This window comes from Alpinimonas psychrophila (assembly GCF_014137865.1).
Classification (GTDB): Bacteria; Actinomycetota; Actinomycetes; order Actinomycetales; family Microbacteriaceae; genus Alpinimonas; species Alpinimonas psychrophila.
In genome coordinates this window covers 199,724-224,092 of the sequence record NZ_JACGWU010000001.1, presented here as the reverse complement: position 1 = coordinate 224,092, position 24,369 = coordinate 199,724, and the positions used below count along the sequence as shown (strand labels likewise).

Here is a 24,369-nt window from a genome sequence, read left to right as displayed (position 1 = left end):
GACTCCAGACTAGTTCCGACCGTGTTCGTTAGCGGTCGAGTACGGCGATTTCTCCGGGGGCCAGACCAGCGACACCAAACACGAGGTGACGCGTGGCAATCTTGTCGGTGAAGAACCGATCGTGGCTCACGATGATGACGGCGCCCGGAAAATGCAACAGCGCCTGTTCCATCACCTGGGTGCTTGAGAGATCGAGGTGGTTCGTGGGCTCATCCAGAACCAGCACCGAGGCCCCCGAAAGCAGACACTGCGCCATCGCGACCCGGGCCCGCTGACCACCCGACAGGTTCCCAATCTTTTGCTGCAGGTCTGCTTGCGAGAACTGGAACATCGAGAGAAACCTGTTGACCGACTTTCGCGTGGCGGTGAAGGCGAGGCTCTCCGGCATCGCGTTCACGGCGTGGGTCACCGTGTCATTCACGTCGAGATCGGCGAGCACCTGGTTGTAGGACACCACCCTCGCACCGGCGGCCCAATCCGCCTCGCCGGAATCGGCCTTCTCCTCGCCGGTCAGCACCCGCAACAACGTCGACTTGCCGCTACCGTTCGACCCCAAGACAACGACGCGATTGCGGCGACGCAGCTCAAACGTCAGGTCGTGGAACAGGGTCTTGTCGCCATAGGACTTGCTCAGTCCCACGACGCGACACAGAACATCCTTGACATGCAACCCGCCATAAATGTCGGTGATGATCTCATCCACCGGGCGCGGGGTGCGTGACTTTTTGATGTGCGCGAGCTGGCTGCCAAGATTTCTGCTGGCAGCCTTGGCGGCCTCCCGACGATCGGCGATACCCTCGGCCTCGAAGGCCAGCAGTTCAGACTCATGAACGAATTGCTGTTCGAGATTCTTGAGCCGAAATTGCTTCTGGATGATGTACTCACCGAAGTTGCCGGGATATTCCTGCAAGTGAAAGTTTTCGACCTCGATAATGCGGGTGACCACGGTATCGAGAAACGCCCGGTCGTGGCTCACCACAATGGCGGCGCCCCGGAAGTCGCGGAACCAGCCCTCCAGCCACTCCACCCCCGAAACGTCCAGGTAGTTGGTGGGCTCATCCAGAAGAAGAACATCGGGGTTTTCGAGAAGGATCTTCGCCAGGGCGGCTCGGTTGCGCCAGCCGCCAGAAAGCTCGTCGATCGCGCAGACGCGGTGTTCCTCGGCAAAGCCCAAACGTGTGAGGGCCGTGTCGATGCGACGCGTGTAGTCCCAGCCGTCGAGGCGTTCCATCTCTCCGAAAAGCTCGGACTGACGGTGAATCAGGTCATCAAGAACGCTGGGTGAAGGGTTCCCGGCGATGGCGATGTCAATGCCCGCGAGCTCAGCTTCGATGGCCTTGATCTCGGTGAACAGCTCATCCAGCACTTCGGTGATGGTCTGGGCGCCGTTCAGCTCTGAAAACTGTGAGAAATAGCCCAGCTTGACGCCGGGCTCCACAACGACGGTTCCGGAATCGGGGGTTACCTGTTCGAAAATGAGCTTCAAGATCGTGGACTTCCCCGAGCCGTTGCGCCCAATCATGCCGACGCGGTCGCCATTTTCTAGCTTGAGAAATACCTCACGCAGAACGGGATTCTTTTCAAACGTGACGCTCACGTCGTTCAGCCTGATGAGGCTCATATTGGGGCCAATCGGTATTGGGGGCGCACTCGATATCTCAAGCAATCAGCGAATGCGAGAGTATTTCTGCGAGATGACCCCGCTGGGCCACGCATTGGAGGTGTCGAGGGTAAACGCCAACGGTCCAAATCCTTGCTGAAACAGCGGCAACCCTGTTCCAAGGATAACGGGCACGCGTGTGATGGTCATGTCGTCCACGAGGTCAAGCTTCACGAAGCTGCTGATCAGTTTGCCGCCGTCGAGGTAGACATGTTTAAGCTCCCGGCGCGTCCAGTCTTCGACCGCTTCGGTGGGCGTCATGGTCGTGAATTTGACACCTTCACGGGAAATTTCGGTATCACGCGTGAACACGAACAGTGGCCTTTTACCAAACGGCAGCGGGTCCATTGGGGCGATGAAATTATAGGTTCCCCGGCCCATGGCGAGGGAATCAATGCCGGCCATGAACGCGGTATAACCGTAGTCCTCACCCTCTCCGACGGCCGACTCGAGCCACTCCAGCGAGTTATCGGTGGTGGCGATCAGGCCATCGAGGCTGGTGGCTATAAAGACGGAGATGCGCGGGCGATGTGACATGGCGTAGTCAGCCTAATGCGAAGCGCCGATCGACCTTAACGAGGCTGGACTCGCCGAAACCAAGAAGCTCGCCGGGGTGAACATCGACCTCGTCATCAACGTCAACCTTTAGGGCGCCACGAAGGCCGCGTTCAAGCTGTTGACCGAGGGGCTTCTGCCGTGACCAGCAAGATCATCTATGACCAGATGAAGTCGCTCCTACCCAAGTAACGACCCCAATAGGTTTGCAGCAGAGAAGTTCACGACGTTATGGCGCCTTACTTTGAGCGGCGCCCCTTTTGCTTTGTAAGGAAGCGCGTGATGACGGGCCAGAGCTGGTTGAAAATCAGGATGCCAATCACCGAAGCGAAGACCGAGCCGACGGTATCGGATACAAAATGCACTCCAGCGTAGACGCGAGCGTACGCGACGACCACGACAAAAACGATGCCGACAGCGATCAGGAAGTTTTTGGGTTTGCCCTTACCCACTAAAAGCAGCAATGCGTAGGCCAGCCCAATGGCAAAACTCACGTGGCCGCTGGGGAAACTAGTGTCAGCTTGAAAAGGCACGACAATGTTGATGAGCTGCGTTGGGTCCGGGCGATTCTCGTGAAAAAGTAGTTTGAAAATCTCAACGGGGAGCCACGCGGCAGCAACCGCCAGCCCGAAGCCAACGGCAGTCCACAGCGACTTGCTGAAAATCCAGACGATGAGGGCGATCACGACTGTCAAACCGATGGCGTAGGCGGGCGAAAAGAATTTCTCCACGCCTTGGGCCAAGAGGTCGAGAACGCGATTACCGTTCTCGTTGACAAAAATATTGATGGTGATTTGCGACGAGCGAGCATCGGGATAAAGAAGTCCCCACGCGCCGATGCCGAGAGTAATGACGAGGCTGAGAACAAGCCATAAAATCGGGTGAGCGATTCTCGGAATCACCAATTTTTTTGTCATGGGTTCACTTTACTAATCTCAGTTTCGTAATCCTGAGAGTTACCACTGCGCGTATTTATTGGCGGTCGCGGCGCGAAGCGAACCCAACCTTCTCCTCCACGTAATCCGCAAAGCAGATTGAATTTGTCGCGTCGGCGCCCGGGCGCCAACGGACCAGAATCTGGCCGCCAGCCTCGAAGACGGCACTCTTAGGATCCTGAAGCCCGTCCGGCGTCCAGCGCACTACGCGAGCATCGAAGTTCACCGTCGCGCCTTCGGTGAAAGGACCTCGAAAAGCAACCTCGCGAAAATGACGACGAGCTTCGGCCGACAACGATTGGTTATTGGGATGCCGTGGTGGAACAGCGCGTGTGCTCGTTCCGACAGAGAAGAGCGTTCCCTCCGGACTCAGAAGGAGGACCCCTAATCGCCACACCTGGCCAAGAGGTCGAAACCGAGCTCGCGAAGAGCCAAACCAGCGACGGCGGGCAGGCTCATATTCAGCGAGCTCCTCGAAGGGGATCCCGGCTTCTTTGAGCGCGGCGATACTCTGATCGATTGTGTCTTGGATTCCGGCGTTCACGATTCCTCACTTCAGTCTGCTATCACGAGAGTAACAAAACCCAAAGGGACGGCACCGGCAATTAGATTCCACTATGAAATTTGTGATCCGCAAGGCCACACTCCGGAGAACTGGCGTGCCTCACGGTTTGGAGTCAACAGAACCGACAGCAGTCCCATATGAGTCGTTAAAGTGCTGTTCCGCGAAGCTTTTCTTGCTCACGGATGGCCTGGCGATCCACCATTTTTCTCATCGCCGCCATGGGTTGAGCCATCCGAAAATTACCTGTTAACTCAGCCTCACTTCTATCGAGGAAGGCCCAGTAACCCGCGGTGACAGGGCAGGCATTTTCTCCGACGCGGACCTTAGGGTTGTAAGGACATTCACCGCAGTAGTTGGTCATTTTGGAAATGTATGCGCCTCCCCCCGCATAGGGTTTTGTACTCATCATTCCTCCGTCAGCAAACTGAGACATGCCGATCACGTTCACCGGCATCACCCACGGCGTTCCGTCAACGAAGGAACTGATGAACCAATCATTAAGTTCTCGTGGGTTGAAACCTCGTTGCATTGCAACATTTCCCAAAATCATGAGCCGTTCAATGTGGTGAAGCCATCCTCGATCAGAGACCTTAGCAATTGTGTGGCTGACACAGTTTGCTTGGACGTGAGTCGAATCCAGCTCTTTCCACGAGGGCGGAAGTTCCGCGGTGGCGCTAAGGAAATTAAGGCCCGTATAGTCTTCGCCAAAATGCCAATACAGATGCCAGACAAAATCTCGCCATCCGATAACCTGCCGGATGAAACCCTCAACCGAAGACAAGCGGGCATTGCCGGAATGGTAGGCAGCCTCAGCTGCCAGTGCAACCTCAAGAGGGTCGAGCAGTCCAAAATTAAGAGGCACGCTCAGCAGGGAGTGGGACATGGCCCAATCACCCTCTAACCCCGCGTCTTCATAGGGACCAAAAAGATCTAATCTTTCCGCAATAAAGTGCGTTAGGGCCGCGAGAGCCTCCTGTCGCGTGACGGCAAAAAGTCGCGGACCGTCTTTACCTGAAAGCTGAATCTTGCCCTCGGCCTGCCACCTCATGAGGTCCCGTCGAACCCCGGCATCAATGTCATCCTCTGTCGGCTGCCACGGAGGGGCGACGGGGAGGGAGGACACTTTCTTTGGCGCTGGCAACCGGTTTTCGTGATCGAAATTAAACGCACCACCGATCGGCACAGCGTCGTTCATGAGAAGGCCTGTGCGGCGGCGCGTATCCCGGTAGAAGTCTTCAAACACAAAGCCCTTGCCCGATTTGGGTGCCATCCACGAGGCCCAGCGATCCTCATTGGTGACGAATCCTCGACTAGGAAAAACAGTAAATCGCTCCGAATCCACGAGTTTCCGGTAACCAAACGACGTGGGATTAACCACCGTAAAAGACGCCGCGCTCGACGCCAAAAACTCTCGATAACTCGGCGCCTTGACGAGCGTGACATTGTCATCTTGCGCGCGGTGACGAATTGCGCTGAGGATCAGGTGCGCCTTCTGCCAATGATAAGGCCGAGCTGCCAACCGCCCTATGCTCTCGAGGAGAACAATGGGTTCGCCGAGGTCAAAATGCGGCCCTAATTGGTAGGCAAAAAGCAACTGCTGCATGAGCGAAATTTATCACAAGGCCTGCGCAAAAAAGCGCCCCTATTCTCTGCCGTCCTCGAGTGGGATGAGCAGTGTGCGGAACGGACCAGCGTTAGCGTGGAGGCCCCAAATACGATCGGCGACGTCGTCGATTCCGTTGGGAAGCTGAAGCTGTGGGATGCCCCCCGGAATCACAAGTTGACCGACACGAATGCCCTGATCCGCTAGAACATCATGGAGCATCTCACCGTAAGCGCTTTCAGCCGGGAACGCGATCGATGTGCCGGCGAAGCCAGCACGTGCCTTCACCGAGGTTCCGCCGTTGATCAGGATGATACTGCCGTTGCGTGCTTCTTGCATTGCTGGTAACACCGCACGCACCGCGTGGATGAGCCCGAGAGCTGAGAACTGCAATGCTTCGAGCGCCAACTCCGCAGTCATTTCAAGCACTGGCTTTAGATAGTCACGCGAAGGGAGCGGACTGTACTGCAGCGTAGTAATGGGTCCCAACTCCGCTGCAGCACGGACAAGTGCGTCACCAAGCTCCGCCGGTACTCGTACATCTGCCGCGTAACCCCTCGCGGTCACGCCGACGCCTCTGAGCTGCGCAGCCATGTCGTCGAGCTTCGATTGGGTGCGCGAGATCAGCGCTACCGAGAATCCTTCGTGCCCGAACTTTCGGGCAACTGCCGCGCCGAGTCCCGGTCCAGCTCCAATGATTGCGATAACAGGCACAATGGACTCCCTTGATAATCATGGTGACCGGAGATCGGTCAGGTCAGAAAAAGTCTATGGGAATCTCGGCTTGCTGCCATCGCCGGACCGTTGTGAGGTTGCGAATGCAACCTGGGGTAGCTAGACGTTTAATCTGAATTCGACCACGTTGCCATCCATGGTGAAGTGGATGCCTAAATGTTAATGGTGACCAGACCGAGGTTGTTTGTACTGAGTTCGTCCGCGTACATGGCGCATCTGTCTTTCTTTCCCCCAGGTTCATGCGAGGAAACCGCTCCCGCTCCGCCGACCCACTATTCGGGAGAACTTATGCTACCTTGCAGGTACAGACCACCGGTCAATCCTGACAAAACTAACCGGTGACGTTGAAATCTCACTAACGCAATTGAGAGGACTGAATTATGGGTATCGGTTCAGGAATTTTCGTCTTTGTCGTGGGCGCCATCTTGGCGTTCGCGCTGAACATCCAGGTCACCTGGATCAACCTCCAGTTCGTCGGCTATCTGCTCATGGGGGCTGGGATCGTGATCTTCATCATCTCGCTCGTACTTGTCATGAAGAGGCGCTCGTCGTTGACCACAACACGCACTGCAGTGGACCCCTCAAATGGCGAGCAGGTCGTACAGCACGAAACCAAGAGCGACAACATCTAAACCTCCCCTGATCTGCTTTAGTTAATGAGGCGCCAGGGTTTGATCTGGGTTTTCTGCAGGTCGTCATGGCAAAGCCCCGGGCCTTGGTTCCGGGGATGTTCCTATTGTGCCCTGCGCCACGGCTTGACTATGCGGGCTCTTTTATTGCCCGTGTGGTTACTTGTTCTGAGTGCCAGAGGTTAGTTTGAGAAGCGGAACTCGACCACGTCGCCATCCTGCATAACGTAGTCCTTGCCCTCCATGCGGGCCTTGCCCTTGGCGCGGGCTTCGGCGATGGAGCCGGCAGCCATGAGGTCCTCGAAGGAGAATATCTCCGCCTTGATGAACCCCTTCTGGAAATCAGTGTGGATGACGCCGGCAGCCTGAGGAGCGGTCCAGCCCTTGTGGATGGTCCAAGCGCGGCACTCTTTGGGGCCGGCGGTGAGGTAGGTCTGCAGGCCGAGGGTGTCGAAGCCGATTCGGGCAAGCTGGTTCAGGCCCGACTCGGATTGTCCGGTGGACTCCAGGAGTTCGGTGGCGTCAACCTCGTCGAGGTCGATGAGCTCGCTCTCGAGCTTGGCATCCAGCAGCACGGCCTTGGCTGGCGCCACGAGAGCTTCCAGCTCGGCGCGCTTGGTTGGGTCGGTGAGCACTGCCTCGTCCACGTTAAAGACATAGATAAAAGGCTTAGCTGTGAGCAGGCCCATTTCCTTGATGGGCTCAAGGTCAATTGTCGAGGAGGAGAGCGGCTGGCCGGCATCAAGAAATGCCTGAGCGGCGAGCGCGGTCTCGAGCGCGATGGGCTCGGCCTTCTTGCCCTTAACCTCTTTTTCAATACGAGGGATAGCCTTCTCCAGCGTCTGGAGGTCGGCAAGAATCAGCTCGGTGTTGATGGTCTCCATGTCACCGGCGGGGTTAACTTTGCCATCGACGTGAATGATGTCGGGGTCGGCGAATCCGCGCACGACCTGTGCGATGGCATCCGCCTCACGAATGTTGGCCAAGAACTTGTTTCCCAAGCCCTCGCCCTCACTGGCGCCGCGCACGATGCCGGCAATGTCTACGAAGGACACCGGCGCGGGCAGAAGGCGTTCGCTGCCAAAGATGGTCGCGAGCTCCGCGAGCCGCGCATCCGGGAGGTTAACAACCCCGACATTGGGCTCGATCGTGGCGAACGGGTAGTTCGCAGCGAGCACCGAGTTTTTGGTCAGCGCGTTGAAGAGGGTTGACTTGCCCACGTTGGGGAGTCCGACGATTGCAATTGTAAGAGCCACGAGAGTCAATTCTACCGGGCGGGAGTTCCCCTATAGCCCCGATGCCTTCGTTGCACGCGGCTAACTCTGCACGAATTCACTAGGACGAGCCGGCCAGTTCCGGAATCATGGAGGTCATGTGGAAAATTGACCCGGCCAAGACTGCCCTCCTCGTAATTGACATGCAAAACGACTTCGTGCTCGAAGGCCATCCCATGGAGGTGCCAGAGGCGCGCACCGCTATCCCCTATATTCAGAAACTGATTGCAACGAGTCGCGAGCTCGGAATCCCCGTTATCTATTCCCAGCACACGTTGCGCGATGATTTCGCGGTCTCTCCGCTCGAATCGACCTACAACGAACGACTTCTGACCGTGGGCATGCGCAAAGGAACTTTTGGCGTGCAGGTCATTGATGCGCTTAAGCCCGCTGAGAACGACATCGTCATTGAGAAGTATCGCTATGACGCCTTCTATGCCACGAATTTGGAGCCCGTCCTTCGCTCCATCCGGGGCTTGAATCAGATTGATACGGTGATCATCACGGGTACCCTCACCGAGGTCTGTTGCGAGTCGACGGCGCGCGGCGCGTACATGCGCGATTACAAGGTTGCCTTTGTGTCGGATGCCACGGGAGCCCTCACCGCGCCTGCCCAGGTGGCGACCGAGAACGTCATGCGCACGTTCTTTGGCCGTGTGTTGACGGCCGCCGAGACGGACTCCGAGCTTCGCGGGAGCCTGTAATCGCTCTCCGATAGATGAAAAGGGATCGAGCCCCAACACGGTTAATCGCCGATTCTGATGCCTTCCGCAATGTGGTGATAATGTCTTAACAAGTAGCCAAACTCTGCTTCGTGTCAACGCTGACTGGCCTAAGGAAACTCACTTCACATGAATCCCAAAGAAAGTATCCTGCCCCTCGGTCTTTTCATGGACCTTGAGCGCTCGGGCCCAATCCCCCTGTACTTTCAGATTTCACAGCGCCTTGAAAAGGCAATCCTAGAAGGTGACCTTCCACCCGGCTCACGCTTGGAGAACGAAGTCGCCCTTGGGGAGCGTCTCGGGCTGAGCCGCCCAACCGTTCGTCGCGCAATCCAAGAACTGGTGGACAAGGGTCTTCTCGTTCGTCGCCGGGGAATCGGCACGCAGGTTGTGCACGGTCAGGTGACGCGGGGCGTCGAGCTCACGAGCCTTTACGACGACCTCGCTCAAAGCGGAAAGAAGCCTTCGACCATTCTGCTGGAAATGAACGTGATTCCAGCGGATTCAAAAATTGCGGCAGCGCTGGCCATCGAAGAAGGTGCCCCCACCCTTCACCTGCGTCGAATTCGCTTGACCGACAATGTTGCCGTTTCTGTGATGGAAAACTGGCTCCCCACGGGGCTCATCGACCTCGTCGCCGAAGATATCGTTGAGCACGGCCTCTATCAAGTCATGCGCTCACGCGGCGTCACGATGCGCGTCGCGAAGCAACATATTGGTGCCCGAAAGGCCACGGCTGAGGAGGCGAACCTGTTGGAAATTGACAAGTCGTCGGCACTCCTGACCATGGATCGTACGGCCTATGACAGCTCTGGTCGCGCTGTGGAATTTGGCCACCACTGCTACCGCCCCGACCTCTACTCATTCGAAGTAACGCTCGTCGAGAAGTAGCTAGCCTGCCAAACGCCTTGGGGGATATTACCTCAGCCATTGAGCTTGCCCCGCAAAGATCCCGGTTACCCGCAGTTAGGTATTCCGGAAGCAGGCCCGAGGCCCAACCCCAAGCAAGCCTCGTTGGTCTTGTGGCATCGACCGTGAGCATGTCGGAGGTAGCTCGCTTCACTCGACGGCAAATGCTTTTCGGAACTGATCTAACCCTGCCGCAACGTCTCCGCGAACCCATCCCTCAAGTCCGATTGTTCCTTCATAGCCGAGCACAGTCAGCTCCGCAGCAATTGCAGAAAAGTTGATTTCCCCTGTCCCCGGATGCCCTCGCCCTGGAACGTCGGCTACTTGAATCTCACCAATCCACGGAAGCGAATCCCGAATCAATTGAAGGAGATTCCCTTCGCCGATTTGGGCGTGGTAGAGATCGAGCATCATGCGCGCATTTGGATGATTGACTTCGCGGATGATTTCTAGCGTGTCTTTGGCCCTCGCCAAAGGAATCCCCGGGTGATCCACCACAGTGTTGAGATTCTCGAGACAAAACGTCAGCCCGTGGAGTGCCCCCAGGTCGCCTAGTCGAAGCATGGTGTCCCGCGCCGTAAACCACATTTGACCTAAGGGCCGGAACGTGGGACGAGCCGCCAATCCTGCGACCAGCTCTGCCGAGTGCACGACGAGTCTTGTGCAACCAAGCCGTTTCGCAGTTTCAACGAGTTCGGCGGCGGTCTCAATGACCCTGTGGGCATTTTCCCTGTCTGAGACACTGCCCTCAAGGTAACCGGTCATTGAGACGATGGGTATTCCGGTCGATTCGAGTTTCGCCACGTCCTTCGAAGTGGAATCCCACATCTCTACCGCGAAGCCTTCGGAGTCGAGAATTCTCACGCGCTCAACGAAGGGAAGGTCTTCATAAACCATCTCGGCGCATACAGCCAGCGTGAATGATTGCGTCATGATCTCGAACTACTTGCGGATGACCTGAATCTCATGCGTCAACTGCTCGAGCTCGGCTCCGCCGGCCATGGCCTTGATCAGCTCATCCAGTTCAACCTTGCCGCGCTGGAAATCAGCGATCATGCGACCACGATTGAGAAGGTAGAAACGATCGCCAACGAGGAACGCGTGGTGCGGATTGTGCGTGATGAAGACAACAGCAACGCCTCGATCCCGGGCCGCAAGGACATACTTCAAGACGATTCCAGACTGACGGACACCGAGTGCACTCGTCGGCTCATCCAAAATGAGAACCTTCGCGCCGAAATGCACCGCCCGAGCTATCGCAACAGCCTGGCGTTCCCCGCCAGAAAGTGTGCCAATGGCCTGGTTGGAGTCTCGAAGATCGATGCCCATCGCGAGCAACTCTCGCTTCGTGATTTCTTTCGCGAGCTTGGTGTCCATGATTCCAAGAGGCTTCCACCACTTCTTCGGCTCATTGCCAAGGAAGAAGTTGCGCCAAATGGACATCAGGGCAACCGTCGCGAGGTCCTGGAAGACCGTGGCAATGCCCCGGTGAAGTGCATCACGAGGTGAGGAGAAGTCAGCATGCTCGCCCTCAACAAGGAACTCCCCCGATGACGGCTTGTGCACACCCGCAAGAACCTTGATCAAAGTTGACTTGCCCGCACCGTTGTCACCCAAGACACAGGTCACTGTTCCGGGCTCAACCTTGAGGCTGACATTGTTGAGCGCCGTCACGTTACCGAAAGACTTGGTGACATTTACGAGTTCAAGAGCTGGCGTCGTCATTTGCGGGCACCCTTCGCTTTTCTAGAGATGAATGAGTTGACAAGGACCGCGGAGAAAAGAATCACACCGAGGAAGGTGGAGACCCAGTCTTGGTCCCAGAGGGCGAAAGGAATACCAATCGCGGCGAGGCCCATGATGGCGGCACCAATCGATGCACCGATCGCGGAACCAGAACCACCGGTCAGGAGGGTTCCACCGACCGCAGCGGCAATAATGTAGTAGAACTCTTGGCCTACACCCTGACCTGCCTGCATGCCGTTGAGGCGAAGGGCAAGCATGATACCAACGAGGGCGGCCGCCACGGAAGTCATCACAAAAAGGGTGACCTTGGTGCGATTGACGGGGACTCCCGCATTGCGAGCGGCATTAGCGTCGCCGCCCGATGCGAAGATCCAGTTGCCGAATGTGGTCTTGGTGAGGAGCCACGTGGCCAAGATGGTGACGATAATCCACCAGACGACTGTAATTTGAAACTGTGCGCCGCCGAGATCAAACGTTGTTGCAAAAATCTTGCGAGCATCCTCAAAGCCGGCGCCTTGGTCAATGTTGGAGACTCGAACGGATCCCGTAAATCCCTTTGTCACCGCCAAGTTCGCTCCCTTGAGGACAAAGAATGTGGCCAGCGTAACAATGAAGGAAGGGAGGCCCGTCTTGATCACAAGAAGACCGTTCATGAGCCCAATACCGGCAGCGAAAACCAGCGTAAAGCCGATGGCCGGCCAGATGGCCCAGCCGAATTGTGAAACGAGAATTCCAAGGAGAAGGCCTGATGTTCCCACCATGACGCCTGTCGAGAGATCAAACTCTCCGGCAATCATGAGAAGTGCGACGAAAACGGCAATGATCCCGATGGGAGCCGCGAAGTCGGTCCAACCGGCTGTACCCTGCAGGGTCGCAAATTGGCCGGTGGTATCAACGACGGCGAACATCACGTAGATGACGACGGCGCCGATTAGAGCGCCAAATTCAGGGCGCCTCATGATATTCGTCAGGAAGGAGACGTTGCTTATCCGCTCGTCTTTCGTCGCGGTCTTTGTGTCTGTCATCTTCGGCAGATTCTTTCGTTCGGTGTTGCGGGTTACGGGTTCCGGGTTTTGGAATGAAGACTGGCCGGTAAGCCTGCGGCTCACCGGCCAGTCTGTCACCGCTTGGTGTTAGCGAGTACCAGCCGCAACAAGTGCCATAACAGCGTCGACATTCTCGGCAGTTACAAAGCCAGGACCCGAGTAGATGGGCAGTCCGCCACCGAGCTCGTTACCGTTGTTGATGGCCAAGTTCAAGAGAACGACGGCCATGTAGCCCTGAGCGTACTGCTGCTGGTCGACAGCGAAGGCAATGGTTCCGGCCTTAATTGCCTTGAGAGCATCGGCTGACATGTCGATCGTTCCGATCTTGATGGCACGGCCCGATGCAGTTGCTGCAGGAAGCGCAGCACCGGTGGCTACGTCAGCGTTCAGTGCAAAGATTCCGTCGATCGTGGGGTCAGCTGTGAGAGCTGCGGCAATCTTTGCCTCTGCACCAGTGAGGTCTGCCAGAGCACCATCAACGTTGAAGTTCGTGACCTTACCCTTGAAGGTTTCAGAGGCACCCTTGCAACGCTCGGTGAGGCCAGAGTTAGCAGCTTCCTGGATGGGGCAGAGGATGTTCTTCAGGCCCATTGCGTTGAACTTCTCGCCAGCAGCGCGGCCAGCGACAATTTCATCTTGACCAATGTGCGTAAATGCACCGAGCTCAGCGAAGACAGCAGAGCCCGAGTTTGCCGTGACGGTGGGGATGCCAGCGGCATGAGCAGCAAGCATTGCCGTCTTGATAGCAGCGGGGTCGGGAGCCGATGCGGCGATTCCTTGGCAGCCAGCAGCAATACCAGCGGTGATGGTCTGAGCTTGCTTGGCCGAGTCGTTGGTCGAGCCCTGGTAGTCGAGAGTTACGTTGAGGTCAGCAGCTGCTGCTTCGGCACCCTTTTGGAAGACGGACCAGAACGTTCCGCCATCACCGTGGGTGTAAACGCAGATCTTGTTGCCTTTAACTGCTGCTGCGCCTGTCGTGCTGGAGCTGGTGGCTCCGGCCGAACAGCCTGCGAGCGTCATCGCGACAACTGCTGCAACTGCTGCAACAGAAGCGATCTTGATTTTGAATGTCATTGACGTGCCTCTCTTCATTGAGTAATTGGTGGTTACGACGTCACACATCTTTGTCATAACATTTGAAGTATGTCATAACATGCTTACATTGCAAATCCCGATGAGGCCAAAAGTTATCAAACCGAAATGGTTGAGTATCGATCCACTGGGGGTTTTGATATTCGATCGGATTACTCGGGGTGCGCGCTAGACAAAACACCCGCACATCCATAGTATTTTGGAACGGTCCATGATGCTTGCGGAGCTCAAAAAATCGCTTACACAATAAATAAAGGACACTGATGTCACAACACAAAATCGCTGGGGCCCCCATTTCATGGGGCGTGTGCGAGGTGCCCGGCTGGGGCCACCAAATGCAACAAGATCGTGTACTGAGTGAAATGACGCAGGTGGGTTTCAGCGCCTGCGAGTTCGGCCCTCTCGGTTTTCTTCCCGAAGAGCCCGCCCTGCGCAGCGAGGTTCTCAAGAAGCACAACCTGACGGCTGTTGGCGGATTCGTTCCCGTCGTCCTCTATAAGGCAGACCATGATCCTGAGCCCGAGATTCGCAAGGAGCTCGAAGCTTTCAGGGCCGCCGGCGCCGAAGTAATGGTGCTCGCCGCAACAACAGGCAACGACGATTACAACAGCCGTCCTGAATTGACGGAAAACGAGTGGGCCCTTCTCCTCAGGAATCTTGACAAACTCGAGAGTGTTGCCGCTGAATACGGTGTTCGCGCCGTCATCCACCCTCATGTCGGCACCATTGTCGAAGGCCCCTCAGACATTGAGCGCGTCGTCAACGGTTCGGGGATCGGATTCTGTTTCGATACGGGACACATGATGATTGGTGGAACAGACCCCGTGAAATTTGCCCAGGACCATGCCGATCGCATCGGTCATGTTCACCTGAAGGATGTGCGCCTTACAGTTGCTAAACGCGTCATTGATGGTGAAATCAACTATTACCAAGGCGTCATCCAGGGTCTCTATGCACCCGTTGGTCAGGGCGATGTTGACATGAAAGCAATCCTGGCCGCTCTCAACGCTGCCGGCTACGCAGGTTGGTACGTCCTAGAGCAAGACAACGTGTTGAGCCAGGAGCCGGCCGTTTCCGAGGGCCCAATTGAGGATGCCCAAGCCTCGGTCGACTTTCTAAAAGCCGCTCTAGCCGAGCTCGATTAGAGCTGGACCACTCCCCTGTGTCGACAAAAAAACGTCCCACCATTAGAGATGTCGCCCTCGAAGCCGGGGTCTCCAAGTCGTTGGTTTCCCTCGTGTTCGCCGGCAAGGAAAAGGTGAGCCCCGAACGTCGGGCCGCCGTCTTGGCCGCCGCAAATAAACTCGGGTTTACTCCCAACTCTTGGGCGCGCTCATTGGCTACTGGGGCAAGCAATTTTGTCGGCATCCTGGTCGTTGATTTGCACAATCAGGTATACACCGAAATAGCGGACATCGTTCGGATCGCGCTCCTCGCCCGGGGGCACGAAACATTCATGACCGCAGCGATCATTGTGGAAGTTGGTGGACGAAAGATTGTCGAGCCCTCGACTGTGCAAGCCCTTTTGGATCTTCGCCCTAAAGGCATCTTGGTCGTAGGAGACTTGCCGGATGAACGCCCCCTGCTCTCTGTCCCTGCCCACATTCCTATTGTCAAAGTCCTGACCATACCCTCAGACGCAACTTCTCGGGAAGTCAACCTCCGCAGCAATGACGACGAAGGAATGCGCCTCATCGTTGAGCATCTTCAAGCTGAAGGGCACAAGCACGTTGTGTATGTCGGGCCAATGGATGGTGCCGTCGACACATCACGCTTCGAGGGCTATCAACGGGCCATGACACGCGTTGGTCTGGCTCCCTTGAGCCTTGATGCCACCGATCGATCCGAGCAGGGCGGATACCGGGCGACGGTTAAAGCACTTTCCCAACACAGCGAGACGAGCGCCATCGTCTGCTTTAATGACGTTGTTGCCGTAGGAGCTCAAGACGCCATCAAAGAAAGCGTGGCAGCAGGTCACGCCCATATTGCGCTGACGGGCTATGACAACACGCACGTTGCGTCGCTGAGGCAGATCTCGATTACAAGCATTGAGCAAGAAAAAGTAGCGATGGCGCTAAAGGCCGCGGAACTCTTGACCTCGGAACGACCCTGGTCTGAACTTGCTGGTCAAGACATTCAGTTTGTGCCCACCCTCGTTATTCGCGATTCGACGCAGCGCCGTTAGGCCAGGAAGAAACTTTTAGTTTGACGTCAGTGTAGTGTTACGCATGAGAATTGGACCGTTCCAGACTTTGTCTGGAAACCTCGACGGGAGAGTATGCAATGGAGCGTAAGAGCCTTTTAGTCAACGGCGTTTGGACAGCCCCGCGCGCGGGAAAGTATGAAGACATCCTCTCCCCCTATGACGACAGAATCGTCGGAACTGTAGCGGTTGCCGACGCTGAAGACGTGAATGTTGCGTTGGCTGCGGCCACCGCTGGGGCCAAGGCCTGGCGCTTTACCCCCGCCCACGAACGGTTTGCAATCCTGCTCAAGGCAGCACTTCTCGCCGATGAGCGATCGGAAGACATCGCCCAGGTCATCAGCGCCGAAAACGGTAAAAGCCTCGTTGAAGCTCGCGGCGAAGCTGGTCGATCAGGGGAGATTATTCGTCTCGCCGCCTTCGAGGGCAGCCAGCTCTACGGAGAGTCCCTCCCCTTGGACGCCAACAAGGGAACGGGCTTCGAGAAAATAGGTTTCACGCTTCGCGAACCCGTTGGCGTTGTCGTGGCCATTGCACCGTTCAACTACCCGGCTCTCCTCGTTCTCCACAAAATTGCTCCCGCGATTGCGGCCGGTAACGCCGTCGTACTCAAGCCCGCACGTGCGACACCTCTAACCAGCATTGCCCTCGCGCAGTGTTTCCAAGACGCGGGGCTCCCCGATGGTGTGCTGAACATCGTCACTGGCTCGGGCGCCCTGCTCGGAGATGCCCTTGTCAGCGATCCCCGCGTTCGCAAGGTTTCCTTCACTGGCTCGACAGCAACAGGCGAGCACATCACGAGGGTTGCCGGCATCAAGAAGCTCTCCCTCGAACTCGGTGCCTCCGGGCCTGTAGCCATCCTGCGTGACGCCGACATCGATTTCGCCGCAGAAGCCGTAGCTCTCGGCGGGTACATCAATGCCGGTCAAGTCTGCATTTCTGTCCAACGCGTGATTGTCGACGACCATATCGCTGCTGATTTCATTGATGCGCTCAAGAGCAAAGTGGAAAAAATTAAGGTTGGTGACCCACGTGCGGAGGACACAAAGGTTGGCACACTCATTTCCCGTGCCGAGGCTGACCGCGTAACCGCCGCCCTCAAGCGTGCGCAAGCCGAGGGGGCCACGCTGGTCACCGGTGGCGAGCAAAATGGAACTCTCATTCAGCCGGCGATTCTTTCCAACGTTGACCCACGGGCATCCATTGCTCAAGACGAGCTCTTCGGCCCTGCCGTGGCCATCAGCACAGCCCGTGACACCAACCACGCCATTGAATTAGCCAACAGCACCGTTTATGGCCTCGGTGCCGGTATCTTCACCAAGGATGTCTCGGCCGCGATCCAAGCTGCCCGCCAAGTCGAATCTGGCGTCGTCCATATCAACTGGACTCAACTATGGCGCGCCGACCTCATGCCCTACGGTGGCTACAAGTCCAGCGGTATCGGCAAGGAAGGCGTTCGCTCTGCCGTAGCCGAAATGACTGAAGTAAAAACGGTCATCCTGCACGGTAGAGCCTGGAACTAAGGAAGAAAAGATTATGACTACTCCCAACTATGGTGAAACCGTTCGTCTTACGGTCGCTCAAGCAATCGTCAAATACATCGCCGTCCAGTACACCGTCTCTGATGGGGTGCGACGGCGCTTCATCCCGGCTGCGATGGGAATTTTCGGACACGGGAATGTCGCCGGACTTGGTCAGGCACTAGACCAGTACAGTGACGATCTTCCGTTCGTTCAGGGACGCAATGAACAAGCCCTGACGCACGCTGCCATCGCCTTCGCTAAGGCCTCCAAGCGCAAGCAGGCACTCGTTGTGACGGCTTCCATTGGGCCCGGTGCTTTGAACATGGTGACGGCGGCCGCATTAGCTACGGTCAACCGTATTCCTGTGCTGCTTCTCCCCGGCGACACCTACGCCACCCGGCGCCAAGGTCCCGTCCTCCAGCAAATTGAGCTCCCCCACAGCCCCGACATCACGGTCAACGATGCTTTCCGCCCCGTCTCAAAGTTCTTTGATCGCATCACCCGCCCCGAGCAACTCCTCACGGCACTGCCCCAGGCTTTCCGCGTCTTGGCGAATCCCGTGGAGACCGGGGCCGTTGTCATTTCCCTCCCCCAAGATGTGCAGTCTCACGCCTTCGATTTTCCGGTGAGTTTCTTCGCCGAAAAAGACTGGAAGATTCGCCGCCCCGAGCCCTCTTCCGATGACGTAGCGGATGTCGCAGCCGTCATCAAGGCTGCCAAGAAGCCCCTCCTCATTGCTGGCGGCGGAATCATCTATTCCGATGCCGTTGAGGCCCTGCGCGCGTTTGCCGACGCAACCGGGATCCCTGTAGCCGAAACGTTTGGCGGCAAAGGTGCTGTTCAGACATCAGCGGATTGGCACGTCTGGGGAGTTGGTCTCGAAGGCGCCCCGCAGACAAATCGTCTCGCTGAGCAAGCCGACGTCATCATCCATGTCGGCACACGCCTCACAGACTTCGCCACGGGCTCCCAGTCGCTTTTTCAGAATCCTGATGTGCGATTCGTCTCCATTAACGTTGCCGAATTCGACGGTATTAAGCAGGGCGCAAAGACCATCATCTCTGATGCCAAGCTCGGGTTGACTGCCCTCACCGCAGCCATCCTCGGGTATCGCGTTCCGGAAAGCTGGAGCGCGGATATTCGCGAGAAGATGTCCCAGTGGCGCGTCACGCGTGAGGCCGCCATCGATACCCAGGTGACCTTCGATAAGACAACCCTCGTGGGCTCAGAAAACACCGACGCCGTCATCACGCAGGGGCAGCTCCTTGGCGTGCTGCAGAAGCACATGCGCGAGGGGGACACCCTCATTGCGGGTGCCGGGAGTCCTCCAGGAGATATCCAGAAGGTGTGGGATGCGACCGGTGGCCGGACCGCTCATCTCGAGTTCGGTTTCTCGTGCATGGGATACGAATTGCCCGCGGCCATCGGCGTGCGCCTGGCTGACCCCAACCCCGCCCACCGCGTTGTCACCTTCATCGGTGACGGCACCTTTGTGATGGCCCCCACCGAGCTCGTGACGGCTTCCCAAGAGCACCTGCCACTGACCATCGTGGTATCTGAGAATCACGGTTACCAAGTGATTCGACGCCTGCAAATGTGGCGCACTGGAAACTCCTTCGGCAATGAGTTTCGCTACCGCGAGGAAGGTCCGGTCGTGACCGAATCGGCGAGCGCTGGCGGCAAGGCACCGCGCCTTGAGGGGAACTTTCTTAAGTTGGATATCGTGCAAATGGCGCTGGGCATGGGATGTGAGGCCTACCGCGCCGAGAACGCAGCAGAGTTCGCAAACGTTCTGGATGCAACCCGCTCATCCAACGGTCCCGTGGTTATCGTGGTGCCCACGATTCCTCACGCAAACCTTCCCGGCTCAGAACTGTGGTGGGATGTGGCCCCGGCTGAAGTCTCCGAACAAGCCTGGGTTGCCGACATTCGCGCAGACTATGAAATTGGTCTTGCCACACAGAGATGGCATGGCTGATGGCACGACTGCTGGCGAGCTCTCCGCTCGATATGGGCGCCCTGCGCCAACGTTTCATTGCCAATGAGTCAACCTATGGCACTTTCCTTGGGCTCGGTTCGCCGATGGCCGCTGAGGTGGTTGCCACCAGCGGTGTGGATTGGGTCCTCATCGACCAGGAGCACGGTGGCGGTAGCGAGGAACAACTCGGAGCCACCATTGTGGCTGCGGGTGCCTACGGTGTGGGCGCGTTCGTGCGGGTCGAGTCGCAGGAACGTATTCGCATTGGGCGGGCTCTCGACGCGGGGGCGGCCGGTGTGATGGTGCCTCGAATTCGTTCCACGGCTGAGGCTATCGAGGCCGTGCGGCACATGAGCTATCCCCCCGTTGGGGATCGTGGCGTTGCCACCTACAACCGTTCGGCCCGGTGGGGCGGCGACCTTTCGGTGCTCGAGTCGGGCCGCGATGCCGCGTGCATCATCCAGATTGAAACGCTGGAGGCACTGAGTGCCGTAGATGACATTGCCCGCGTTGAGGGTGTTGACGTTCTGTTCATTGGCCCGCTGGATTTGAGCTTCGCTTTGGAAGTCCCCCGAGACTTCACCCACCCCGTCTTTGTCGAGGCCTGCCACAAGGTTTTGGCCGCCGGCAAAAGGGAAAACATTGTCTGCGGAATTCTTGCCCCCGATGCCACCAGTGGCAGCCGCTTCAGAGACATGGGCTTTACCTTCATCGCCGTGGGAAGCGATTCCACGCTCCTGCGCAAAATTGTTACCCAAGAAATATCACAACTAAAGGAACACGCATCATGACCGCAAGAACTGTTGGAGTCGGCCTCATCAGCGTTGGCTGGATGGGTAAAGTGCACAGTCGTGCCTACCAAGCACTCCCCGTTGTCTACCCCGAACTCGGAATCAAGCCGAGACTCATCATTGCGGCCGATACCTCGCAGGAACGCGCCGACTACGCCGTCGACGTCTTGGGCTTTGAGCGGTCAACGCTTGACTACCACGAGGTCTTGGCCGACCCCGAGGTGGAGGTCGTCTCCATCTGCGCCCCCAACTTTCTCCACGCGGAGATTGGTATTGCAGCGGCCAAGGCTGGAAAAGCATTCTGGATCGAAAAACCCGTGGGTCGCGGTGTTGTCGAAACCATGAGCGTGCAGGCCGCGGCGGCGGAAGCCGACGTTCTCACCACGATCGGTTTCAACTACCGCAACGCTCCCGCCATCGAACACATCAAGACTCTCGTCGCTGACGGCTCACTGGGCCGCGTCACCAACGTGCACGGCCGCATGTTCGCGGACTATTCTTCTGAACCCAACGGTGCACTGTCATGGCGCTTCATTCGCGGCCTCGCCGGAAGCGGCGTTTTAGGTGACTTGATGGGTCACCTCATTGACCTGATGCACTACACGGTCGGCCCTATTTCCGACGTCAACGGTATGACGAAGACCGTTTACACCGAGCGACCCGTGTTGCAAATGGGTCAGGGCACTCACTTCGACGTGATCGAGGGTGGCGAAATGAAAGCCGTGGAGAACGAGGATTACGCCGCGATGATGGTGAAGTTCGCGGACTCCGCTCAGGGTGCCGGTGCCATGGGCACTCTGGAGGCATCCCGGGTTGCGGTTGGCCCGCGCGCCAGCTATGCCATCGAGATTTATGGAACCGAAGGCTCCGTGAAGTGGGACTTCGAAAACATGAACGAGATTCAACTGGCGATCGGACGCAAGGGCGTGCACCTCGGTTACCAGCGTGTCATGGTCGCTCCGGGCTTTGGTGATTTTGATCACTTCCAGCCCGGCGCGGGAACAGGAATGAGCTACGACGACCTCAAGGTGATTGAAGCGAAGAAATTCTTGGAGGCCTTCGTTGGCGGCCAGGCGTTGAACTCGAACATTAATGATGCCGTCGCTGCAGCCCGTGTTGTCTCTGCCGCGGAGACGTCGGCGGATTCCGGTGCCTGGGTTACCTTGTCTGCTGAAGCGGGCACGACTGCCGCACTCCGGGCCTAGTTCCATGCTCACCGTTGTTGGTCTGGGACCGGTTGATCCAGAAATTGTGCAACCTGTCCTGGGCCCACAGATCCGGTTCATTGATGCCCCATCGCATGCCGATCTCGCCGAAGCCTCCGGTGCGATCGTGCGCGCCGCCTATGTTGTTGGCGTGGACCAGCTTGACGCCATGCCACACCTCAAGGTGATTGCGCGCACCGGAGTGGGAACGGAACTGGTGGATGTTGCCGCGGCTGCGTTGCGAAATATCCCGGTGCTCATTACCCCCGGTTCCAACACCAATGCTGTTGCGGAAGGTGTCTTTGCCCAGACCCTGCACCTTGTCAAACGTCTCGGCCCGCTGACGCAGATTGTCGCTCAAGGGCGCTGGAGCGAACGCACGAATTACCCTGTGCACGACGTGGAAGACGCGACCATCGGAATCGTTGGCTACGGCCGCATTGGGCGTCGGGTAGCCGAGATCGCCTCCGCCTTTGGGATGCGGGTGTTGGCTTTCGACCCCTACGCCGACATCCCCGCCGAGCGTCGGGTGGCCGACCTCGCAGAGTTGGCGCAGCGGAGCAACGTCATCACCTTGCACGTGCCCTTGACCGAAGAAACCCGCCACATGGTCAACGCCGACTTTCTCGACGCAATGCCACCCGGAGCCGTGCTCATCAATTGTGGCCGTGGACCCCTCCTCGAGTTAGAGGCCGCTCACGCGGCGCTGATTTCTGGGCACCTCGGCGGCTTAGGGCTCGATGTCTTCGATGAGGAGCCACCGGCTTTTCATCCTATTTTTTCGCACGAGAATGTCGTGCTCACCCCGCACGTGATGGGCCTCAGCATCAATGCCACGCGGGAAACATTTCGGCAGGCCGCCAACGGAGTCAAGGACGTTCTGGAAGGTCGCCCGGCACCCCACCAGGTTCTGCCCTAGCCACTCAGAGAAGTTGAGAAACATGAGAATTGCTGTCACCGGTTCAACCGGATTTGTGGGAAGTAACGTTGCCTCCGTTCTGAGTCTGTACGGCCACGACGTTATGGGCCTCGTTCGTCGTGAGCCCGAAAGCCCCGTGCCTTGGGAGACGCGTCTCGTTGATTTCTCGGACATCGATTCGCTGGCTGCCGGCACGGTTGGGGTGGATGCCATCGTGCACTGTGCCATTGCCAACGATTTCAACAAACTTCTGGCAGATCCCCCTGCCGCCTACGACGCCTACGTCGGCATGACGAGCCGGGTTGCCCAGGCAGCCAAACGAAACAACGCCCACATCGTGTATATCTCCACCGATTGGATCATGGATGGCACGGGGCACCTCGAGCCCGAAAACCATCCCGGAAACGCTATCAATTTTTACGGCTACCTCAAAGCTTTAGGTGAGCAAGTCATCCGTGATCTCGCCCCGACCTCGGGCGCCATCTGCCGCATTGCCGGCGTCATGGGCCGCCACCAACTTGCCGAAAGTCCCCGCAGTCAAGACGTTGGCTTTGGCTATTTCGTCTATTCCCTCGTCGAGGCCCTCCAGGCTGGATTACCTTTTGATGTCTGGATGGGCGACCGCGTCAACCTCATCACGACCCCGTCGTTGGCGGCCGAAATTGGCGCTCAGGTGGAACGCGTCATCACCCTTGGTGCGGCCGGAACGTTCCATCTCGTCGGCGACGATGCCATCGCTCGCTGGGACCTTGCACTACTGGTGTGTGATGTCTTTGAACTCGATGCCGGCTTGCTTCGTCAAACCGAGCCTCCAGTGGATCAGCTATTCCCCGCAGCTGTCCCGATGGACTCATCCCTTGGCAACGCCCAGACCAAGAAGGTCCTCCAGCTCGGCTCTACGCCACTCGTGGAGCTTCTGCGCGTCTTCAAGAATGAGCTTGAGACGCACCAACTGGGAACCCTGACTAAGCCGATACGTCCTTAGGGTCTGCCGCTGCTACTGAGGCGGGAGCTGACGATGAGGTAGGAATTGCATCGGGATGCGATTCGCCTACAGCGCGACTGACGAGACCGGCAGCGACGAGGAACACCAGCGGCGCAACCAGCGCGCCCATGAGGCCAAAGGCCCCGGACAACTGGCCAATGATGGGCCCGACAACGATGTTGGCCACGTAGACGATGGTCCACAGGAAAGTCATGCGAGCGTGAACGCGCTTCTCATCATCGCCCATCGCAGCAATACACATGGCCAAACCGATGGAGTCACCGAGCCCCCAGAGCAAAATTCCTAGGAGGGGGATGCCCAGAACGGGAGTGAAAATAAAGATGATGATGCCGGCGCTGGCGGTGATTGCGGAGAAAAGAACAACGTTGCGTCGCCCGATGCGGTCAGTGATGGGCCCGCCCACAAAGCGCATGACGACAAACCCCAAGCCAAACAGGGTGTAACCAAACGCTGCCAACGCGGGAGAAAAGCCATTCTGCACGAGGGCGACCGGAATCCAAACGACCCCCACTCCTTCCGCAAAAACGAAGGCGAAGGCGATGACGGCAATCTGCCGACTTCGAGGTTCCCGGGCGATGTCCTTGAACGAGATCTTTGCTGCGCGAACGCCACCCTCGGCAACGTGGGCCATCCGGCCGTTCGTCTTGCCGATAAAGAGAGAGGCAATGGCCGAGAGGGCAATAACGATGAGGCCGATGGAAATGAAGTTGGGGGTGATGCCCATTCCAGCAGTGCTGACAATCCCTACCAGGAGGGCTCCGAGAAGAACTCCCACACTGAATCCCCCTGACAGGGCCGGTACACGACTCTTGGGCGATTCACGGTCGATATTGCTGGCTTCAAGGTTGTTGTCGTAGTCGGCCATTCCGAGCGGCAAGCCAAGCAAAACTGTGACGATGAAAGACATTAGGACGTTCTTCCACTCCAGGTTTAACCCCAGGAGCGCCAGTGCGCTTCCCATGACCGTATAGGACAGGAGCGAGAAGTTTCGGGAGCCGATCCTCCCCACGAGCCTCTCAGAAATCAAGACGCCGGTAACCGCTCCGACGCTGAGACAGGCGGCATACCAGCCCATCGATGGAAGGTCGAGGTTGAGTGTTTCGCGAATTTCGGGCCCACGGTTGGACCATGTAGCGAGAAGCACTCCACGGGTGAAGAACAGGGCGAAGATCGACCAGAACCACACCACCATTGCCCGGGGGACGCGCGGTGACAGAGTTGGGAGTGCTGTGATCATCGTCGTCCTCAGGAAGTAATTGTGCGAAATATTGTG

23 protein-coding genes are annotated in these 24,369 nt (G+C 57.5%); 11 read left to right on the top strand and 12 right to left on the bottom strand.

Annotated elements, in window-relative coordinates:
* Positions 1–28 precede the first annotated feature (28 nt).
* From FB555_RS01090 to FB555_RS01065, 6 genes are all read right to left on the bottom strand, one after another.
* Positions 29–1,597: an ABC-F family ATP-binding cassette domain-containing protein gene (locus FB555_RS01090; protein ID WP_343046362.1), complete on the bottom strand. Its 1,569-nt coding sequence runs from the start codon at positions 1,595–1,597 to the stop codon at positions 29–31.
* 69 nt (positions 1,598–1,666) lie between these two features.
* The gene (locus FB555_RS01085) at positions 1,667–2,197 is read right to left on the bottom strand and encodes a dihydrofolate reductase family protein (RefSeq protein WP_182483602.1); all 531 of its coding nucleotides are present in this window, start codon (positions 2,195–2,197) and stop codon (positions 1,667–1,669) included.
* A 257-nt stretch (positions 2,198–2,454) separates the two neighbouring features.
* A complete protein-coding gene (locus FB555_RS01080) occupies positions 2,455–3,132 on the bottom strand; it encodes a phosphatase PAP2 family protein (protein WP_182483601.1) in 678 nt (225 codons plus the stop codon).
* A 55-nt stretch (positions 3,133–3,187) separates the two neighbouring features.
* Positions 3,188–3,694, bottom strand: a complete 507-nt coding sequence (locus FB555_RS01075) for a hypothetical protein (RefSeq protein WP_182483600.1) — start codon at positions 3,692–3,694, stop codon at positions 3,188–3,190.
* A 166-nt stretch (positions 3,695–3,860) separates the two neighbouring features.
* A complete protein-coding gene (locus tag FB555_RS01070; RefSeq protein ID WP_182483599.1) occupies positions 3,861–5,318 on the bottom strand; it encodes a cryptochrome/photolyase family protein in 1,458 nt (485 codons plus the stop codon).
* 39 nt (positions 5,319–5,357) lie between these two features.
* Positions 5,358–6,032: an SDR family NAD(P)-dependent oxidoreductase gene (locus FB555_RS01065; RefSeq protein WP_182483598.1), complete on the bottom strand. Its 675-nt coding sequence runs from the start codon at positions 6,030–6,032 to the stop codon at positions 5,358–5,360.
* Positions 6,033–6,433: 401 nt separating this feature from the next.
* Here FB555_RS01065 and FB555_RS01060 point away from each other — a divergent pair, with 401 nt between their 5' ends.
* The gene (locus FB555_RS01060; protein ID WP_182483597.1) at positions 6,434–6,685 is read left to right on the top strand and encodes a DUF6458 family protein; all 252 of its coding nucleotides are present in this window, start codon (positions 6,434–6,436) and stop codon (positions 6,683–6,685) included.
* 179 nt (positions 6,686–6,864) lie between these two features.
* Here the strand turns inward: FB555_RS01060 and ychF are convergent, their stop codons facing one another.
* Entirely contained in the window at positions 6,865–7,938 is a 1,074-nt protein-coding gene (ychF, locus tag FB555_RS01055; RefSeq protein ID WP_182483596.1) for a redox-regulated ATPase YchF, read from the bottom strand.
* Positions 7,939–8,054: 116 nt separating this feature from the next.
* Here ychF and FB555_RS01050 point away from each other — a divergent pair, with 116 nt between their 5' ends.
* On the top strand, positions 8,055–8,660 hold the full coding sequence (locus FB555_RS01050; RefSeq protein WP_182483595.1) for an isochorismatase family protein: 606 nt from the start codon (positions 8,055–8,057) through the stop codon (positions 8,658–8,660).
* Between the two features lie 147 nt (positions 8,661–8,807).
* On the top strand, positions 8,808–9,569 hold the full coding sequence (locus tag FB555_RS01045; RefSeq protein ID WP_182483594.1) for a GntR family transcriptional regulator: 762 nt from the start codon (positions 8,808–8,810) through the stop codon (positions 9,567–9,569).
* A gap of 168 nt (positions 9,570–9,737) precedes the next feature.
* Here FB555_RS01045 and FB555_RS01040 read toward each other — a convergent pair whose 3' ends face one another.
* The 4 genes from FB555_RS01040 to FB555_RS01025 form a co-directional block, all read right to left on the bottom strand.
* The gene (locus FB555_RS01040) at positions 9,738–10,520 is read right to left on the bottom strand and encodes a TIM barrel protein (RefSeq protein ID WP_182483593.1); all 783 of its coding nucleotides are present in this window, start codon (positions 10,518–10,520) and stop codon (positions 9,738–9,740) included.
* A 9-nt stretch (positions 10,521–10,529) separates the two neighbouring features.
* Positions 10,530–11,312, bottom strand: coding sequence for an ATP-binding cassette domain-containing protein (locus FB555_RS01035; RefSeq protein WP_182483592.1), 783 nt, complete (start codon positions 11,310–11,312; stop codon positions 10,530–10,532).
* Positions 11,309–12,358 (bottom strand): ABC transporter permease, encoded by a 1,050-nt coding sequence (locus FB555_RS01030; RefSeq protein ID WP_182483591.1) that lies wholly within the window; start codon positions 12,356–12,358, stop codon positions 11,309–11,311. Before FB555_RS01030 ends, FB555_RS01035 begins: the two co-directional genes overlap by 4 nt.
* A gap of 108 nt (positions 12,359–12,466) precedes the next feature.
* Positions 12,467–13,453: a substrate-binding domain-containing protein gene (locus tag FB555_RS01025; protein ID WP_182483590.1), complete on the bottom strand. Its 987-nt coding sequence runs from the start codon at positions 13,451–13,453 to the stop codon at positions 12,467–12,469.
* Positions 13,454–13,734: 281 nt separating this feature from the next.
* Between FB555_RS01025 and FB555_RS01020 the strand changes: the two genes are divergently transcribed.
* The 8 genes from FB555_RS01020 (at position 13,735) to FB555_RS00985 (ending at position 23,075) form a co-directional block, all read left to right on the top strand.
* Positions 13,735–14,616, top strand: coding sequence for a TIM barrel protein (locus FB555_RS01020; protein ID WP_182483589.1), 882 nt, complete (start codon positions 13,735–13,737; stop codon positions 14,614–14,616).
* A gap of 17 nt (positions 14,617–14,633) precedes the next feature.
* Positions 14,634–15,656, top strand: a complete 1,023-nt coding sequence (locus FB555_RS01015; protein ID WP_182483588.1) for a substrate-binding domain-containing protein — start codon at positions 14,634–14,636, stop codon at positions 15,654–15,656.
* A gap of 98 nt (positions 15,657–15,754) precedes the next feature.
* Positions 15,755–17,197: an aldehyde dehydrogenase family protein gene (locus FB555_RS01010; RefSeq protein ID WP_182483587.1), complete on the top strand. Its 1,443-nt coding sequence runs from the start codon at positions 15,755–15,757 to the stop codon at positions 17,195–17,197.
* A gap of 13 nt (positions 17,198–17,210) precedes the next feature.
* Positions 17,211–19,175 (top strand): 3D-(3,5/4)-trihydroxycyclohexane-1,2-dione acylhydrolase (decyclizing), encoded by a 1,965-nt coding sequence (gene iolD / locus FB555_RS01005; RefSeq protein WP_182483586.1) that lies wholly within the window; start codon positions 17,211–17,213, stop codon positions 19,173–19,175.
* Positions 19,175–19,966: an HpcH/HpaI aldolase family protein gene (locus FB555_RS01000; RefSeq protein WP_182483585.1), complete on the top strand. Its 792-nt coding sequence runs from the start codon at positions 19,175–19,177 to the stop codon at positions 19,964–19,966. Before iolD ends, FB555_RS01000 begins: the two co-directional genes overlap by 1 nt.
* Positions 19,963–21,171 (top strand): Gfo/Idh/MocA family protein, encoded by a 1,209-nt coding sequence (locus FB555_RS00995; RefSeq protein ID WP_182483584.1) that lies wholly within the window; start codon positions 19,963–19,965, stop codon positions 21,169–21,171. The genes FB555_RS01000 and FB555_RS00995 overlap by 4 nt, the downstream gene beginning before the upstream one ends.
* 4 nt (positions 21,172–21,175) lie before the next feature.
* A complete protein-coding gene (locus tag FB555_RS00990; RefSeq protein WP_182483583.1) occupies positions 21,176–22,090 on the top strand; it encodes an NAD(P)-dependent oxidoreductase in 915 nt (304 codons plus the stop codon).
* A gap of 22 nt (positions 22,091–22,112) precedes the next feature.
* The gene (locus FB555_RS00985) at positions 22,113–23,075 is read left to right on the top strand and encodes an SDR family oxidoreductase (RefSeq protein WP_182483582.1); all 963 of its coding nucleotides are present in this window, start codon (positions 22,113–22,115) and stop codon (positions 23,073–23,075) included.
* Here FB555_RS00985 and FB555_RS00980 read toward each other — a convergent pair.
* Complete coding sequence (locus FB555_RS00980) at positions 23,056–24,333, bottom strand: MFS transporter (protein ID WP_182483581.1); 1,278 nt, start codon at positions 24,331–24,333, stop codon at positions 23,056–23,058. The two genes, FB555_RS00985 and FB555_RS00980, sit on opposite strands and share 20 nt — an antisense overlap.
* Positions 24,334–24,369 lie beyond the last annotated feature (36 nt).